The sequence below is a fragment of the Megalodesulfovibrio gigas DSM 1382 = ATCC 19364 genome (assembly GCF_000468495.1).
GTDB classification, from domain to species: Bacteria; Desulfobacterota; Desulfovibrionia; order Desulfovibrionales; family Desulfovibrionaceae; genus Megalodesulfovibrio; species Megalodesulfovibrio gigas.
Window position 1 is genome coordinate 3,371,771 of the sequence record NC_022444.1, and the last position, 14,854, is coordinate 3,386,624.

At 65.3% G+C, this 14,854-nt stretch carries 15 protein-coding genes and 1 pseudogene; 12 read left to right on the forward strand and 4 right to left on the reverse strand.

Annotated features, from left to right (window positions below):
* Position 1: 1 nt before the first annotated feature.
* The 12 genes and pseudogenes from gatA (at position 2) to DGI_RS14925 (ending at position 11,961) form a co-directional block, all read left to right on the forward strand.
* Positions 2-1,492, forward strand: coding sequence for an Asp-tRNA(Asn)/Glu-tRNA(Gln) amidotransferase subunit GatA (gene gatA, locus DGI_RS14870; RefSeq protein WP_021762008.1), 1,491 nt, complete (start codon positions 2-4; stop codon positions 1,490-1,492).
* Positions 1,493-1,631: 139 nt separating this feature from the next.
* Positions 1,632-2,729 carry a tRNA-specific 2-thiouridylase gene (locus DGI_RS14875; protein ID WP_021762009.1) on the forward strand — a complete coding sequence of 366 codons (1,098 nt, stop codon included), beginning with the start codon at positions 1,632-1,634 and terminating at the stop codon, positions 2,727-2,729.
* Positions 2,722-4,065: a MiaB/RimO family radical SAM methylthiotransferase gene (locus DGI_RS14880; RefSeq protein ID WP_021762010.1), complete on the forward strand. Its 1,344-nt coding sequence runs from the start codon at positions 2,722-2,724 to the stop codon at positions 4,063-4,065. Before DGI_RS14875 ends, DGI_RS14880 begins: the two co-directional genes overlap by 8 nt.
* The gene (locus tag DGI_RS14885) at positions 4,062-4,589 is read left to right on the forward strand and encodes a hypothetical protein (protein ID WP_021762012.1); all 528 of its coding nucleotides are present in this window, start codon (positions 4,062-4,064) and stop codon (positions 4,587-4,589) included. The genes DGI_RS14880 and DGI_RS14885 overlap by 4 nt, the downstream gene beginning before the upstream one ends.
* The gene (locus tag DGI_RS14890) at positions 4,579-5,490 is read left to right on the forward strand and encodes a YicC/YloC family endoribonuclease (protein ID WP_021762014.1); all 912 of its coding nucleotides are present in this window, start codon (positions 4,579-4,581) and stop codon (positions 5,488-5,490) included. The genes DGI_RS14885 and DGI_RS14890 overlap by 11 nt, the downstream gene beginning before the upstream one ends.
* 214 nt (positions 5,491-5,704) lie before the next feature.
* Positions 5,705-5,956, forward strand: a pseudogene (locus tag DGI_RS14895) (DUF370 domain-containing protein); the annotation flags it as partial.
* A gap of 305 nt (positions 5,957-6,261) precedes the next feature.
* Positions 6,262-6,885, forward strand: a complete 624-nt coding sequence (gmk, locus tag DGI_RS14900) for a guanylate kinase (protein ID WP_021762017.1) — start codon at positions 6,262-6,264, stop codon at positions 6,883-6,885.
* A 2-nt stretch (positions 6,886-6,887) separates the two neighbouring features.
* A complete protein-coding gene (pyrF, locus tag DGI_RS14905; protein ID WP_027193381.1) occupies positions 6,888-7,607 on the forward strand; it encodes an orotidine-5'-phosphate decarboxylase in 720 nt (239 codons plus the stop codon).
* Between the two features lie 201 nt (positions 7,608-7,808).
* Positions 7,809-8,705: a tetratricopeptide repeat protein gene (locus DGI_RS14910; protein WP_407656285.1), complete on the forward strand. Its 897-nt coding sequence runs from the start codon at positions 7,809-7,811 to the stop codon at positions 8,703-8,705.
* A gap of 20 nt (positions 8,706-8,725) precedes the next feature.
* Entirely contained in the window at positions 8,726-9,619 is an 894-nt protein-coding gene (locus DGI_RS14915; RefSeq protein WP_021762020.1) for an HDOD domain-containing protein, read from the forward strand.
* The gene (recJ, locus tag DGI_RS14920; protein ID WP_081696982.1) at positions 9,616-11,352 is read left to right on the forward strand and encodes a single-stranded-DNA-specific exonuclease RecJ; all 1,737 of its coding nucleotides are present in this window, start codon (positions 9,616-9,618) and stop codon (positions 11,350-11,352) included. The genes DGI_RS14915 and recJ overlap by 4 nt, the downstream gene beginning before the upstream one ends.
* 285 nt (positions 11,353-11,637) lie before the next feature.
* A complete protein-coding gene (locus tag DGI_RS14925) occupies positions 11,638-11,961 on the forward strand; it encodes an STAS domain-containing protein (protein ID WP_021762022.1) in 324 nt (107 codons plus the stop codon).
* A 133-nt stretch (positions 11,962-12,094) separates the two neighbouring features.
* Here DGI_RS14925 and DGI_RS14930 read toward each other — a convergent pair whose 3' ends face one another.
* The 4 genes from DGI_RS14930 to DGI_RS14945 all read right to left on the reverse strand — a co-directional run bounded on the left by DGI_RS14930 (position 12,095) and on the right by DGI_RS14945 (position 14,830).
* Complete coding sequence (locus DGI_RS14930) at positions 12,095-12,412, reverse strand: isoamylase early set domain-containing protein (RefSeq protein ID WP_021762023.1); 318 nt, start codon at positions 12,410-12,412, stop codon at positions 12,095-12,097.
* Positions 12,413-12,570: 158 nt separating this feature from the next.
* On the reverse strand, positions 12,571-12,975 hold the full coding sequence (locus tag DGI_RS14935) for a hypothetical protein (protein ID WP_021762024.1): 405 nt from the start codon (positions 12,973-12,975) through the stop codon (positions 12,571-12,573).
* A gap of 128 nt (positions 12,976-13,103) precedes the next feature.
* Positions 13,104-13,346 (reverse strand): helix-turn-helix domain-containing protein, encoded by a 243-nt coding sequence (locus DGI_RS14940; protein ID WP_021762025.1) that lies wholly within the window; start codon positions 13,344-13,346, stop codon positions 13,104-13,106.
* A 275-nt stretch (positions 13,347-13,621) separates the two neighbouring features.
* Entirely contained in the window at positions 13,622-14,830 is a 1,209-nt protein-coding gene (locus DGI_RS14945) for an ATP-binding protein (RefSeq protein WP_021762026.1), read from the reverse strand.
* Positions 14,831-14,854: the final 24 nt, after the last annotated feature.

A 14,854-nucleotide genomic window follows, 5' to 3' on the forward strand; every position in this document is an offset into this window, starting at 1 on the left:
TATGATTACAGATCTTTCCCTCGCCGACATCCGCGAACGGCTCCAGGCCAGAGACCTCACCGCCACCCAGGTGACCCAGGAATGCCTGGATCGCATCGCCGCCCAGAATCCCGTCCTCAATGCCTTTCTGCATGTGGACGCCGGACGCGCCCTGGAATACGCCAACGCCCTGGACGATGCCGGGCCGGATCCCGCCAAGGCCCTCTGGGGCGTCCCCCTGGCCCTCAAGGACGTGCTCTGCGTCCAGGGCATGCCCTGCACCTGCGGTTCCAGGATCCTGAACGGGTTCACCCCCTGTTACGACGCCACCGTGGCCGCCAGACTGCGCGAGGCCGGCGCCGTGTTCCTGGGCAAGCTCAATTGCGATGAATTCGCCATGGGCTCCTCCAACGAAACCTCTGCCTACGGCCCCGCCCGCAATCCCTGGGACACGGACCGCGTGCCCGGCGGTTCCTCCGGCGGCTCGGCCGTGGCCGTGGCAGCCGGACAATGCTTCGGCGCCCTGGGCACGGACACCGGCGGCTCCATCCGGCAGCCGGCCTCCTTCTGCGGCGTGGTGGGCGTCAAACCCACGTACGGCCGCTGCTCGCGCTACGGGCTCGTGGCGTACGGCTCCTCCCTGGACCAGCCCGGTCCCATGGCCCGCACCGTGGCCGACGCCGCCCAGCTGCTCCAGTGCATCGCCGGGCCGGACACCCGCCACGGCGGACACCCCAAGGACTCCACCTGCGCCCCGCTCCCCGTGCCGGACTGGTCCGCCGAGTGCGAGGCCGCCCGCACCAGGGATCTCGCCGGCCTGACCATCGGCCTGCCCGAGGAATACTGGGGCGATGGCATTGATGACGACGTCCGCGCCCCCATGGAAGCCGCCATCGAGACAGCCCGGTCCCTGGGCGCCACCATCAAGCGCGTCTCCCTGCCCCTGACCAAATACGCCGTGCCCACCTACTACATCGTGGCCATGGCCGAGGCCAGCTCCAACCTCGCCCGCTTCGACGGCGTGCGCTACGGCCGCCGCGCCCCGGTCGCCGACGGTGCGGATTCCCTGCTGGATCTGTACACCGCCTCCCGCAGCCAGGGCTTTGGCGAGGAGGTGCAGCGGCGTATCCTCCTGGGCACCTACGTCCTTTCCGCCGGCTATTACGACGCCTATTACCGCAAGGCCGCCCAGGTGCGGCGCAAGCTGCGCGAAGACTTCCTCGCCGCCCTGGACGGCTGCGACGTGCTGGCCGGTCCGGCCTCGCCCGTGGCTGCCTGGAAACTGGGCGAGCTGGTGGACGATCCCCTGAAAATGTACCTCATGGACATCTTCACCGTGTCCCTGAACCTGGCCGGCCTGCCCGGCCTGTGCATGCCCGTGGGCCGGGGCGTCAGCACCGGCATGCCCGTGGGCCTGCAGCTCTTTGCCAAGGCGTTTGACGAAACGGCGCTCTTCCGTGTGGCCGCGCCCCTTGAACAGGCGCTGGGCACCCTGCCCTGCCCTGGCGTGTAGACAGGAACCATCTCCTGCGGCCGCCGGAGGGCGGCCACCGCGTGCAGCGCGCTGCAGCAGCATGCAACATCCAGAGCCCCCCCCATCTTCTGCAAGCACGACGCAGACGGGCATCCCTTCGGAATCCAGCCGAAACGGGATGCCCGCCGGCCGCGTGGCCGTGGCCGTGAGCGGCGGCATGGACAGCCTCCTGGCCCTGGCCCTGCTGGCGGATGCCGGCCAGGCCGTCTGCGCCGTGCATGGCATCTTTTTTCCGCAGACCGAGGCCACCCGCCGCCGCAGCGAGGCGCTGGCAGCCCTGTGCCACCGTCTGGGCGTGGCCTTTGTGGAAGCCGATCTGGTGACGGCGTTCCGGGAGCGCGTCATCCAGCCGTTCATTGACGACTACCTCCACGGCCGCACCCCCAACCCCTGCGCCGGCTGCAATGCGCGCATCAAGTTCGGCCTGCTGCTGGATCACGCCCTGGCGGCCGGCGCGGACGTCCTGGCCACCGGACACTATGCCCGCCAAGGGATGGATGCGGGCCGGCCCTGCCTGCGCAAGGGCGCGGATCCGGCAAAGGATCAGAGCTATTTCCTCTCCCTGGTGCCGCTGGACCGTCTGGCCCGGGCGCGCTTTCCCCTGGATGGCTGGCGCAAGGCGGACGTGCCCGCCGCCCTGGCCGCCCGGGGCCTGACGCCGCCGGAATCCCGCGAAAGCCAGGAAATCTGTTTCATCCCCGATGACGATTACCGCGCCTTTCTGCGCGCCAACGCCCCCCGCCCGGGTGACAGCCAGGGTGGCCGCCTGGGTGGCCCAGGCCCCATCCTGCTGGAGGGACCGGAGCGGATCCGCGTGGGGACGCATCAGGGCCTGTGGGCCTACACGCCGGGCCAACGCCGCGGCCTGGGCGTGGCCCACAGCGAGCCGCTCTTCGTCCTGGGCAAGGACCAACGCGGCAACGCCCTGCTGGTGGGACCGCGGGAGTCGTCCTTCAGCCCCCGCTGTGTGGCCGCCGCCTGCAACCTCCTGGTTCCCTGCGAGGAATGGCCCGAAGTCATCCTGGCCCGCACCCGCTACCGGCAGGTGGAGCAGCCGGCCCGCTGGCGCATGGAACAGGGCAGACTGATCCTGGACTTCCAGACGCCGCAACCGTTGCCCGCGCCGGGCCAGGTGGCCGCGGTGTACGACGCCCAAGGCCGCGTGCTGGCCGGCGGCGTCATTGAGGAATCGCCCCAGGGAGGCTGCAATGCCTGACGCTTCACACTTCCATCTGGTGGTCCACGGCTGCCGGGTGAACCAGTACGAGGCCCAGGCCCTGCGCGAGGCCTGGGAGACTGCCGGCGCGCTCGGCGTCGAGGATCCTGCCGCTGCCGACGTGGTGGTGGTGCTCACCTGCGCCGTCACGGCCCGGGCGGTGCAGTCCCTGCGGCGGGAACTGCCCCGGCTGCGCCGCAGCGCCCCGGCCGCGCGACACCTTTGCGCCGGCTGCGTGCCCCAGGCCATCCCCGGCGAGCTCAAGGCCGCGGCCGAAGGCTGGGAACTGTGGGGCAAGGACCGCAAGGCCGACCTGCTCCACCTTTTCGACGCCCTTCCCGCCGCATCCACTGATCCGTCCTGGCCGCCTTTTGCCGTGACCGGCAGCGAGCGGGCCCGGGCGTTGTGCAAGATCCAGGACGGCTGCAGCCAGGCCTGCGCCTTCTGCATCATCCCCAAGGCCCGGGGCGGTCCCGTGAGCCGGCCGGAAGCCGAGACCCTGGCCGAGATTCGCCGCCTGTTCGCAGCCGGAGCGCGGGAAGTGGTGCTCAGCGGCATCAACCTCGGCCAGTACACCGGCGAATCGGGGAATCTCTGGGCCCTGCTGCGACGCATCCAGGCCGAGCTGGCCCCGGAATGGGCCGGCCGGGGGCGCATCCGGCTTTCCTCCCTGGACCCGGGCCTGCTCACCCCTGCCGGGCTGGAGGCGTTGGCCGAATGCTCCATGCTCTGCCCGCACCTGCATCTGTCCCTGCAGTCCGGCAGCGCGGCCGTGCTGCACGCCATGGGCCGCCGGCAGTATCGCATTGAGGACGCCATCCGCTGGGTGGAGGACGCCCGGCGCATCCTCCCTGTGCTGGGCCTGGGGGCGGATCTGCTCACCGGCTTTCCCGGCGAGGACGACGACGCCTTTGCCGAGACGGAGTCCTTGTTCCACCGGCTGCCCCTCACCTATGCGCATGTGTTTCCCTTCTCGCCTCGGCCGGGCACGCGGGCGGCGCATCTGCCCGGCCAGGTGCCGGTCTCCCGCCGGCTGGGTCGCGCGCAGACACTGCGGGATCTGGCCCTGCAGCGGGCGCGGGAGTTTGCCGCGGTCCTGCTGAATCAACCCGTGCTTTTCATGGTCGTGGAGCAGCAAGGCATGGACTCGATGGCCGGAATATGTGAATATGGCGTGCGATGCCGGCATCTGCTGCGGCCAGACGACCACGGCCGGTTTGCCCGCCGGGAGATGACGCCCGTGCATCCTCGGGCCCTGGACGAAGACGGTGATGGCTTGCTCGTCGTTGCGACGGCGGGCCCCTCCCCCCTCCCATTTACCCCGCATCCATTATGAAAAACACTCCTTTTTCCCTGCTTCGCGCCTGTGTTCCGTTGCTGTGCCTTGGCCTGCTGCTCTCGGCCTGCGCCGGAGAATCCCCACCCTCGCCCGGCAAGGCGGCCCAGGCCAGCCAGCCAGCCGCCCCAGTGGTGGCGTCCCCCGAAACGGCTTCCCCCCTGGCCGGGCAGCCCCGCGACCTGTTCGAGGCCTTCAAGACCAATCCGCCAGAATTCAATGCCCTGTTTACCAATCCGGCCCAGCCCACCCTGCCGGACCTGAACCGGGCCACCAAGGTTGGGCAGCAGCCTGCCCAGGATTTCCTGCCCACCGTGCCGGGTCCGGAAACCACCATCACCGCCTATCAAGTCGAGAATGTCGGCATCCTCGTCTTCAGCCTGCCCAACGGCAAAATCTACGCCTTTACCCTGCGCAAGGTGGATACCGGCGAGGAACGTTCCTTCTTTGACAAGGAAGGCGACGGCATCTTCGAGCAACAGGGCGACACCGGCGACGTGGACGAAAAAGCCTATGGCTACTAATACCGGCCTGCACAGCATGACCGGCTACGGCCGCCACCAGGATTGCGCAGACACCGGGCGGCCCTTCCGCCAGGAATGGGAAGTGCGCAGCGTCAATTCCCGGCACCTGGACTGCAAGTGGCGGCTGCCGCACATGGTGCGCGCCCTGGAACCTGCCCTGGAAAAGGTGCTGCGCCGCTTCGCCTCGCGCGGGCGCATCGAGCTGAACCTGCACCTGAGCGTGGAGGATCCGGCCTTCCTGGGCATGCGGCTCAACCGCCCCGTGGCCCTGGCCATGCTGGAGGAGATCGCCACCCTGGCCCGCTCGCAAGGCCATGCCTTCACCCCGGACTATTCCCGCCTGCTGCACCTGCCTGCCTGCTGGGACGAAGACCGCGCCGCGGGCAACCCCGTGCTTCTGCACGCCCTGGAAGAAGGCCTGGCCGCCGCCCTGACCGCCTGGAACGAGTCGCGGCGTCAGGAAGGGGCTGTGCTGGCGGCGGACATCTCCCGTCGCGTGGCCCTCGTCCGGCAGGTGTCCAGCGAGCTGGCCGAACTGACGCCCCAGGTGGTGGCCCAGAAACAGCAGGCCCTGAGTGATCGCCTTTCCCAGTGTCTGGCCCAGTGCACGCCCCCCGGCGTGCTGGACGAGGCCCGACTGGCCCAGGAAGCCGCCATGCTGGCCGATCGCCTGGATGTCAGCGAAGAGCTGACCCGCCTGGGCGCGCACCTGGATCTGCTGGAGCAACTGCTGGCCCAGGGCGGAGAGATCGGCAAGAAGCTGGACTTCACGCTCCAGGAGGCCTTCCGGGAAATCAACACCCTGGGCAACAAGTCGCAGCACGCGGCCGTGTCCCGTCTGGCCGTCACGGTCAAGGCGGAGCTGGAAAAGTGCCGCGAACAGGTGCAGAACATCGAATAAGGCACGTTCTCTTTGAAAGGAACTCTCGGGGGAAAGCCTTTCGACAGAAAGGTTCTTCCCCCGAACCCTCTTTCCAAAGACTTTTTTTATTGTGATTCAAGGTCACGCTCAACGTTTTGGAAGGGGAGCGCGCGAAAGGGGAGAACCTCTCGCACCGTCCTTTTTCAACAGTAACAGGCTCTAGCCCACCATTACCGCAGGATCATCCCGTCTCATGCAGCGCGCCAAATTGCTCAATGTCGGCTTCGGCAATTTTGTGGTCTCCACGCGGGTGGTGGCCATCGTGTCGCCCTCGTCCTCGCCCATGCGCCGGCTGCGCGAAGACGCCCGCCAGGAAGGCCGGCTCATCGACGCCACCCAGGGCCGCAAAACACGGTCCATCATCATCACGGACTCCAACCACCTGATCCTCTCGGCCATCCAGGCCGAAACCGTGGGGCAGCGCTTCATGCTCATGGAGGACGCCCAGGCCGCCAAACGGCCTGAGCAGGCTGCCGCCATGGCCCAGGCCCTGCTGGAAGACGACCCGGAATATGCCGATGACGAGGCCGACGACGCCTAGCACCGTTGGGTGTTGCGGGAGGGGAAACTGCATGGAAAATGTTGTCCCTTCTCGCGCTCTCCCCTTCAAAAATTTTGACAGCACCCTGCAATCCCAGCAAAAGACTTTGGGGAGGGCTGCTGGAGGACCCCTTGCCACAGAAAGGGACTCCCCGGGAGCTCTTTTCAACGATAACAAGTCCAGCCCCGCATCCGCACGGAGAATTCCCCATGCACCATCTCGACCGTCCCGGCCTGGCGCTGGTCATCTCCGCTCCCTCCGGAGCCGGCAAGACCACCCTGGTAAAGCGACTCACCGCCGAATTTCCCCGCTTCAGCTATTCCATTTCCTGCACCACCCGCGCGCCGCGCGAGGGCGAGATCCACGGGCGGGACTATTTTTTCCTCACCCGGGAAGACTTCCTGGCCCGTGTGGAGGAAGGCTACTTTGCCGAGTGGGCCGAGGTGCACGGCAACCTCTACGGCACGCCCCTGGCCGGCGTGTGCAAGCAGTTGCAGGCCGGACGGGATCTGCTCTTTGACATCGATGTGCAGGGCGCGTTGCAGCTCAGGCCCTGGCTCAAGGCCTTCCACCTGTTCATCCTGCCGCCGGATCTGGCCACCCTGCGCCAGCGGCTTGAGCAACGCGGCAAGGATGCCCCCGAGGTCATCGAGCGGCGCATGCAGAATGCCATGGAAGAAATCCGTCTGGCGCCGCGCTTCGATTGCCAGCTCGTCAACGATGATCTGGAGACCGCCTGGCAGCAACTGCGGGCCTTGTATCTGTACCTGGACATGCAGGGCAAAAACTCGCCGGAATTCGCCCGCATGCTGCTGGAAGGAGGCCGGCTGTGAGCCTGCGCGCCGCGCCTGCGGCCTTGATCACGGCCCTGGATGTGGACTCCCGGGACGCCGCCCTGGCCCTGGCCGGGCAGACCATCCCGGCCAGTCCCTGGGTGAAGGTGGGGCTGGAGCTGTTTGCCGCGGCCTCGCCGGCCGTGGTCTCTACCCTGGCGGATCGCGGGGCCCGCGTGTTCCTGGATCTGAAATTCTTCGACATCCCGGCCACAGTGCGCGCCGCCGTGCGTCAGGCCGGCCGCCTGGGCGCAGCCATGACCACCCTGCACGCCCTGGGCGGGGAGCGCATGGCCGCCGCGGCCCTGGAAGGCCGCCACGCCGCCAACGCCGACACCCTGCTGGTGGCCGTGACCCTGCTCACCAGCATGACCGGGGAGGATCTGGCCTGGCTTGCCCCCGACGCTCCCGGCCACGAAGCCGAACTGGTGGTTCACATGGCCCGGCAGGCCCAGGCCTGGGGCCTGGACGGCGTGGTCTGCTCCCCGCGCGAGGCCGCCCTGGTCAAGGCGGCCTGTGGCCCTGCGTTCAAGGTGGTCACGCCCGGCATCCGACCGCAGACCACCGACGACGACCAACGCCGCACGGCCACACCGGCTGCGGCGGTGGCGGCTGGCGCGGACTTTCTGGTGGTGGGCCGCCCCATCCGCACGGCGACGTCCCCGGCCGCGGCAGCCGCCGCCCTGGCCCGGGAAATCCTCCTCGCCAGCTCCGAGGACTGACCCTCCCCAAAAAGTCTTTGCAGGCCCCCCGCACCGCATGCACTGTAAAAACCAGTAAATTCATGAAAATACCGCTTTCTTGAGACGCGCTCCCCCGCTCGGGCGCCCCGGGATTCCGCAGGTTGATCCGGCTGGCTTTTCACCGCAACCTGTTGTATCGTCTTTCGCAAGGTTACCTGAGGTGAATTGCGAGGGAGTTCAGTGACAACGGATCAAGACAATCCTTCCACACCCCCTGTCGAGGCGGTGTCTTCTGCCGGGGAACAGCACGATGCCCCCTTTGCGGTGCGCGATGTCACGCGTCCTTCCGGCGTCACGGACGTTCGCGACCGCATTCACGGCATCTTTTCCACGCAGGCCATCCAAAAAGTGGGCACCGGCACCACCGTGCGGCGCACCATCCAGAAGTCGTTCTGGATGTGTGTGGAACAGCGCGACGGCACCATCGAAGTCCAGCCGCTGAATACGCACTGCGTTCCTTCCGGGCCGCGACGCATCATTGCCAAGGACGACCTGCTGCAAAAGTTCTCCCCGGAACCGGAGTTTTACATCAACTCCGTGTATCCGGCCATGCAGGAACTCACCACCAACATCTCCCAGGGCGAGGAGCACCGCGCCAAGGGCGAATATCTGAGCGCCGAACACCGGTTCAAGAAAGCCCTTGCCGTGGATGTGGACAATGTCCGCGCCAACTTCGGCCTCGGACTTACGTACCTTGAACGCGGCGAAGTGGACAAGGCGGACAACATCTTCGACCGTCTCGTGCGCCTGGAGGCGGCCTTCGCGCCGGAACACAAGCATCTGTTCAATGAATTTGGCATCAATCTGCGCAAGAACAAGATGTACGATCAGGCCTTGAGCTACTACAGCAAGGCCCTGTCCCTCTCCAAGGGCGACGAACACCTGCACTACAACATCGCCCGCGCGCATTTCGAAAAAAGCCAGCTTGCCGAGGCGGCATCGCATCTTGACATTGCCTTGACCATGAACCCCGAGCTGGAAGCCGCCAGAAAATTCAAGGACTGGATGGAATCGAAAGGCCTGATGACCCCTGAGGCGTCCTCCTCCGGGAACTCCTCGCCTCTCGCCGCCATCTGAGCGCCGCCGGGGGAACGGTCATGACCCAGACACGCTACGAACGCGGCCACGAATTCCTGGCGTTTTTGCCCACCATTGGGCAGGATTTGCCCTATTCCATGACGCTCTTGCGCGACCTCTTCGACATGACCAGCGACAAAAGCCTGGCCTCCATGCCCGAAATGGCCCGGACCCTGGGCCAGGACCAGGGGCTGACGGCCAAGGTGCTGGCCATGGCCAACTCCGCCTTTTACGGGCTGCAATCCCGGGTCTCCACCCTGCCCCGGGCCCTGGCCCTGCTGGGCGTGCGCGAAATCCGCCAACTGGTGCTGGTGCTGGGCGTGCAGTCCATCTGCTCCCGCCGCACCCTGCCCCACGCCTTCGACCTGCACGCCTATTGGAAGCACCAGCTGCAGGTGGCCGCCGTCTGCAAGGAACTGGGGCACCTGGCCCGCGCTGCCGGCCAGCCAGCCCTGGATATTGACCTGTTATACACCACCGGCCTGCTGCACGACCTGGGCAAGCTGCTGACCGCCCTGCACCGGCCGCAGGACTGGGACGCCATGGAAAAGCTGCGCCAGGACGAAGGGCTCCCTGCCTTTGCCGCGGAAGACCGGTACTGGGGGCTGGAGCATGGCGTTGTTGGCGCCATTACCTTGAATTCGTGGAATATTCCCCAGGAACTCACGGAACCGGTCAACTGGCACCACGTGCCGGAACTGGCCAAGGAATGGCAGCCCCAGGCCACCATCCTGTGCCTGGCAGATGCCCTGTGCCATGCCCTGGAACAGGACGAAGCCGAACCGGCTCCGCCCGCACCGCACGTACTCGCCTGTCTCAAACGCCTTGGCCTGGAACTGGCTCCCGCCTGGGCCCTGGCCCGCGAACGCTTCCACGACGAACGGCTTGAGGAGATGGCCACTTTGCTGCAATGATGCCCCCTGTCGCCCCAAAAAGCTGGGAACCGCGCCCCATCGTGGCCAGCCCGGATCATTCCGGCCAAGTGGAGATCATTGCTGCGGAATTGTCCATCACCCCGGCCCTGGCCCGGCTGTTGTGGCAGCGGGGCTTCACCACCGCCCTGGCCATGGATCGTCACCTCTCCCCGGGCCTCAAGCATCTGGCGCGGCCTGCCGACTGGCCCATGCTGGAGCAAGCCGCCTGCGCGGTGCTGTCTGCACTGGAACGGCGCAGTGTCCTGGGCATCTGGGGCGATTACGATGCCGACGGCGTCACCGCCACGGCCCTGCTCACCGACTTTTTCCGCGGCCGCGGCATTGCCGTCACCCCGCACATCCCCGTACGCATGGAAGACGGCTACGGCGTGAACCTCCCAGGCATCGAGCGGCTGCACGCGGAAGGCATCCAGACGCTGATCACCGTGGATTGCGGCATCTCGGACATCGCCGCCCTGGCCCGGGCCCGCGAGCTGGGCATGGAAGTGATCGTCACGGACCATCACCTCCCCGGCGCGGCACTGCCTCCGGCCACGGCCATCTGCAACCCGCGCCTGGGGGGCTGCCCGTGCGAATCCATGGGCGACCTGGCCGGCGTGGGCGTGGCCTTCTACCTGGCAGCGGCCCTCAACCACCGGCTGCCCGGCCCGGCCTCGGACATCCGCGCCCTGCTGGATTTGGTGGCCCTGGGCACCCTGGCGGATGTGGTGCCGCTGTCTGGAATCAACAGAATTCTATGTAAAAATGGGCTGTTGCTGATTGCAGAGGGCGCGCGCCCCGGCATGGCGGCCCTCAAGGAAGCGGCAGGCTATGCCGCCACGGCCGCGCTCACCGGCGGCTCTGTGGCCTTCAATCTGGCGCCGCGCATCAATGCCGCCGGCCGCATGGGTCGGGCGCAGGTGGCCCTGGATTGCCTGCTGGCGTCGGACAAACCCACCGCCGCCCCCCTGGCCGGCCAGCTGGACGACATGAACCGCGACCGCCGCGCCGAGGAGGAACGCATCCTCCAGGAAGCCCTGACCGCCGCCGCCGCCCTGCCTCAGCTGGGCCTGGTGCTCTGCGGCGAAGGCTGGCACGAGGGCGTCATCGGCATTGTGGCGTCACGGGTGGTGGAGGCCTTCCACAAACCCACGGTGGTGCTCTCCCGGGAAAACGGCAGCGGCCGCTGCAAGGGATCTGGCCGGTCGGTGCCGGGCTTCGATCTCCACAAGGGCCTGACCCGCTGCGCCGAGGTGCTGACCCGCTTTGGCGGACATCCCCAGGCCGCGGGCATGACGCTGGATGAATCCAATCTGGAGCTGTTCCGCAGCAAATTTCACGAGGCCGTGCTGGAGCAACTGGGGCCTGAACCTCCTGGCCCACGGCTGCACGTGGACGGCGAGCTTTCCTTTGCCGAGGTGGATCATCTGTTGCTGCGGGAACTTGAGCTGCTGCAACCCTTCGGTATTGGCAACCCCGAGCCGGTGTTCGTCTCCCCGCCGGTGGAAGTGCTCTCCCGCAAGACCTTCGGCCAGGATAATCGCCACGTACGGCTCATGCTGCGGGACAAGGCCGCCGGCCTGACCCTGCGCGCCAAGGCGTGGCGCATGGGCGAACGCATCCCAGCCTCCCTGGTGGGGCAAAAAGTACGCCTGGCCTTTGTGCCCCGCATCGACAGCTACGGCGGCCTGCCCACCATCGAGCTCGAACTCAGGGACCTAAGCCCGGCCTAGGGCACTGTAAGAAAAAGGACATTGCGAGAGGGGAAACCTTTTTGCAAAAGGTTNCTCGCGCTCTCCCCTTCCAAAACGTTGATCGTAGCCTGGAGTCACGATAACAAGTCGTTGGAAAGGTTTCCCCCGGACAACTCCTTCCAAAGATAACTTGCCCTTGTGTTGCTTTTTTCCGGATCGAAGTTAATCACCGGTATGTGGAGCATCCTGTCGCTGTCTGCTTGCACCTGGGCTGCCGGGATGCTACTGACAGATATCGTCACCCTGTAAGCCTGCAGTGTTGTCATGCCCCAACTATCTCCCCCGTATATCATCGAGCAGAGCGGCAACACGCTGCGCCTTGTCTTTACTGGCGACATCAGCCTCAAGGTCACCCCGCAGCTGAAGAAAGACGTGGAAGCCGCCCTGGCCCGCAGCGAATTCACCGCCGTGGAAGTGGAGTTGTCCCAAACCACATTCATGGACTCCACCGGCATCAGCGTGCTGGTCATCCTGCACAAACGCAGCCGGGACAAGGGCGCCGTCATGCGGCTGGTGCGGCCCAGCACCCAGGTGCGCCGGATCCTCGACCTGGTGCAGTTGGCAAGCTATTTTGAGATTGTCGGATAAGTCCGACACGCCGCAACGCACCACCGCCGCCCTTCCCGCACGCATTGCAGCATGCCGGGAATATCTTGCCGTGGACGAAGAATAACCGGAAATCAGCGGGGGGAAGGGCCGCAGGCGAGGAGGAGACGGAACGCTATGCCGTCACCACCGAGTTTTCTGCGCCGGAATACGGGCTCGGTTCCAGGCGGTCCGGGGCGTCGTCGTTGAACCAACGCGCATCCTCGCCTGTTTTTGCCAGATATTTGAACTGGTACGCGGTGCCGGTTTTAAGATCCACCGTGGCGGAAAAGTCGCCGGCCTTGTTCTTCTTCATGGGGATGGAGGAGGTGTCCCACGCGTTGAAGTCGCCGGCCAGAAACAGCGCCGCGGCGCCGTTGGCGAGCGCTGCGGAAACTTTGAAGGTGACTTTGCACACCGGCTTGCTTTTGAGAAACTTCTTGGTCAGGGCCATGATTCGCCACTCCTGGGTAAAGCGTGCATGGTGGTTGACTGGATGCCAAGGCCGTTCGGGGACAGCTTGCCCGCTTCCTGGCCACCAAACCCGATGCGTCGGTAGTGGAGGACGAATCTGCAGCATTGGCTGCACACCGCAGCCAGCGACTGTGCGAGCTAGCCGTTGGCGGCGTCGTCCTGCCCGATGATATCCATGGCGTCCTTGAAGAAGTCTTCCTCGCGGGCGTCTTCTTCCAAGCCGCACAAACCCTTCACAGCAAGCAGCAGGTCGCGCACGTTCACGACGACATCGTACTGGCCATTGTTGATACGGCAGAACTGGCCTTCGCGCTTGAGCAGATACGCCCTGCGCTCCTTGACGCGCCCATCATTGCGCACCACAGCATACGCTGTGTACCCTTGATTTGTGATATACAATTTCTGCTGGGTCAAGGCCCCGGTTTCAGCATCGTAGAACGAATGCTCCCCGCACAACCGCCCATCGAAGGTGATGACGGGGCCGGAATCGTTCTGCAACGTGATGGACTCCAGTGCGGAGTCGTTACGGGTGGGCTCTGCCATGTCCAGTCCTCCTTGGAAGGCCGTGCATCACTGTTCACCGTTCTCCCCTGCCCCTGCAGGACTGGAAGATTCGGGCGTGTGCGTCTGGTGGAGCAAGTTGTCTTGCTCCAGACCCGGTCGGGTCGGTTTCATTTCTGTCCTTGCCTGAGGGCAGGCCCCTGAGGCCTCGGGGAGTCGTCAAACAACGCGCCCCCACCTTTCGCAATCCAGTACGCTTCCAAATCGGTTTTGGAAATACGATATTCCTTACCAATCTTGGCAGCCAGGAGCTCCTCAGCCTTGATGGCGCGACGCAATGTTTCCGGATGCACTTGCAGCAGCGCCGCTGCTTCCAGCAAGGTGAAGGTGGTGCGTGTCGTCTCGCCGTCCATCACCACATCGCATCCCCCCACAGGCGCTGCTCGCGTTGACAGGGCGACGCAGGACCATACCCCTGCGACACCACCTCTCATCGCATTTCATGCACCAGTATCCCGTGGAGCTGATTCATGTCAACTTAATTCAACTATGATCAACTCCAAGCAACACCCCAAGCATTCACCGCCCTGGCAATACGGTGCTACACGATTTCTTCTGCACAGGCAATAGGTTGCACTGCCATGCAATGCATCAGATACACTTGTCATGAATAATACTAGAGAAGTTCTTAATGACACATGGCTTCCAACGGCAACCGAATGGTGAAGGTGGTGCCTGCGCCTTCCCAAGAGACAAAACTGGCCCGCCCCTTGAGGTAGCGTTCGGTGAGCAGCTTGATGGAATACGTGCCCAGCCCCCGACCGGCTCCCTTGGTGGTGAAGGACCGCTGGAAGATCTGCAGCGCCGCCGTGCGAGGAATGACGGACGGGTTATGCACCCAGAACACAATCCGTTCAGGATCGTTCGGATCCACGGTCGATCCCATGCGGATGACCGCCCCTTCCTCTTCCGCTTCCAGGGCGTTCTTGAGCATGTTGGAGAGCACCCGCCGCAGCAAGGTGTTGTCACTTTTGAACGGGCAGGAGACGGATTGCGCGTCCAGCTCAATGGTCCGGCCACGCGCCGCATCGTTCCCACGCATGGAAGAGATGGTGGCCAGCATCACTTCACGGCTGTGCAGCCACTGCATCTGCGCCTGCAACTCGTCGTTTTCCGCATCCAGCAACAGTTTCTGGGCCTGGATTTCGTCCACCATCCCCTGAAAGAACTGTTGCACCAGCTGCAGTTCTTCCTGCGCTGCCGGGGCAGACTGCTCGCAGGCCAGTTCCACCAGGTTGCGCAGGCTGCCCACGGTGTTCAGGATGTCGTGAAAAAAGATGCGCTCCAGAGCACGGCGGCGCTTTTCGTGGCTGATGTCCATGATGGCGAACACCACAAACGCGTCGCCCTTGTGCTCGAACGGCGAGCCGCAGACCTTGAGATCAAAGGCTTCCACCAGCTCGTCGTTGCGGCGGGTGATGCGGCACTCCTCCACCCCGCGCACGCCGTCCAGCCCAGCCAGAATGACCTTGAGCGCGCCGCACTGGGTGCAGGCCTCGCTGGTGCCGCAGCCATGCGTGGCAGACCGGGCATGCTCGCACTGGAACAGTTCGCCAGGGCGCACGCCGAGGATGGCGTCTGCCGCTTCAAGGTGCAGCATGTCCAGCATCTGCCGGTTGGCAAAGAGAATCTGCCGGTGCCGATTGAGGATGAGCACCAGATTCGTCACCGAATCCATCAGGGTGCGGATGAGGGGGTCGGTGAACAACGCCGCCTGCTCCCGCACGTCCGACAGACTGGCCCGGGTAATCAGCCCCAGCGGCGGCGTGTACCCGGTGCGACGGTCGGGAACAAGATGCGTCAGTGACGGCGCTGGAGGAAATGCGGGGCTGGACATGGTTCACCTTGGCTGCAGGCTCGT

Coding starts and splice junctions, on each gene's coding strand:
- gatA (WP_021762008.1), top strand. CDS start 2: ATGATTACAGATCTTTCCCTCGCCGACATCCGCGAACGGCTCCAGGCC.
- DGI_RS14875 (WP_021762009.1), top strand. CDS start 1,632: ATGCCCGCCGGCCGCGTGGCCGTGGCCGTGAGCGGCGGCATGGACAGC.
- DGI_RS14880 (WP_021762010.1), top strand. CDS start 2,722: ATGCCTGACGCTTCACACTTCCATCTGGTGGTCCACGGCTGCCGGGTG.
- DGI_RS14885 (WP_021762012.1), top strand. CDS start 4,062: ATGAAAAACACTCCTTTTTCCCTGCTTCGCGCCTGTGTTCCGTTGCTG.
- DGI_RS14890 (WP_021762014.1), top strand. CDS start 4,579: ATGGCTACTAATACCGGCCTGCACAGCATGACCGGCTACGGCCGCCAC.
- gmk (WP_021762017.1), top strand. CDS start 6,262: ATGCACCATCTCGACCGTCCCGGCCTGGCGCTGGTCATCTCCGCTCCC.
- DGI_RS14915 (WP_021762020.1), top strand. CDS start 8,726: ATGACCCAGACACGCTACGAACGCGGCCACGAATTCCTGGCGTTTTTG.
- recJ (WP_081696982.1), top strand. CDS start 9,616: ATGATGCCCCCTGTCGCCCCAAAAAGCTGGGAACCGCGCCCCATCGTG.
- DGI_RS14925 (WP_021762022.1), top strand. CDS start 11,638: ATGCCCCAACTATCTCCCCCGTATATCATCGAGCAGAGCGGCAACACG.
- DGI_RS14930 (WP_021762023.1), bottom strand. CDS start 12,412: ATGGCCCTGACCAAGAAGTTTCTCAAAAGCAAGCCGGTGTGCAAAGTC.
- DGI_RS14935 (WP_021762024.1), bottom strand. CDS start 12,975: ATGGCAGAGCCCACCCGTAACGACTCCGCACTGGAGTCCATCACGTTG.
- DGI_RS14940 (WP_021762025.1), bottom strand. CDS start 13,346: ATGGACGGCGAGACGACACGCACCACCTTCACCTTGCTGGAAGCAGCG.
- DGI_RS14945 (WP_021762026.1), bottom strand. CDS start 14,830: ATGTCCAGCCCCGCATTTCCTCCAGCGCCGTCACTGACGCATCTTGTT.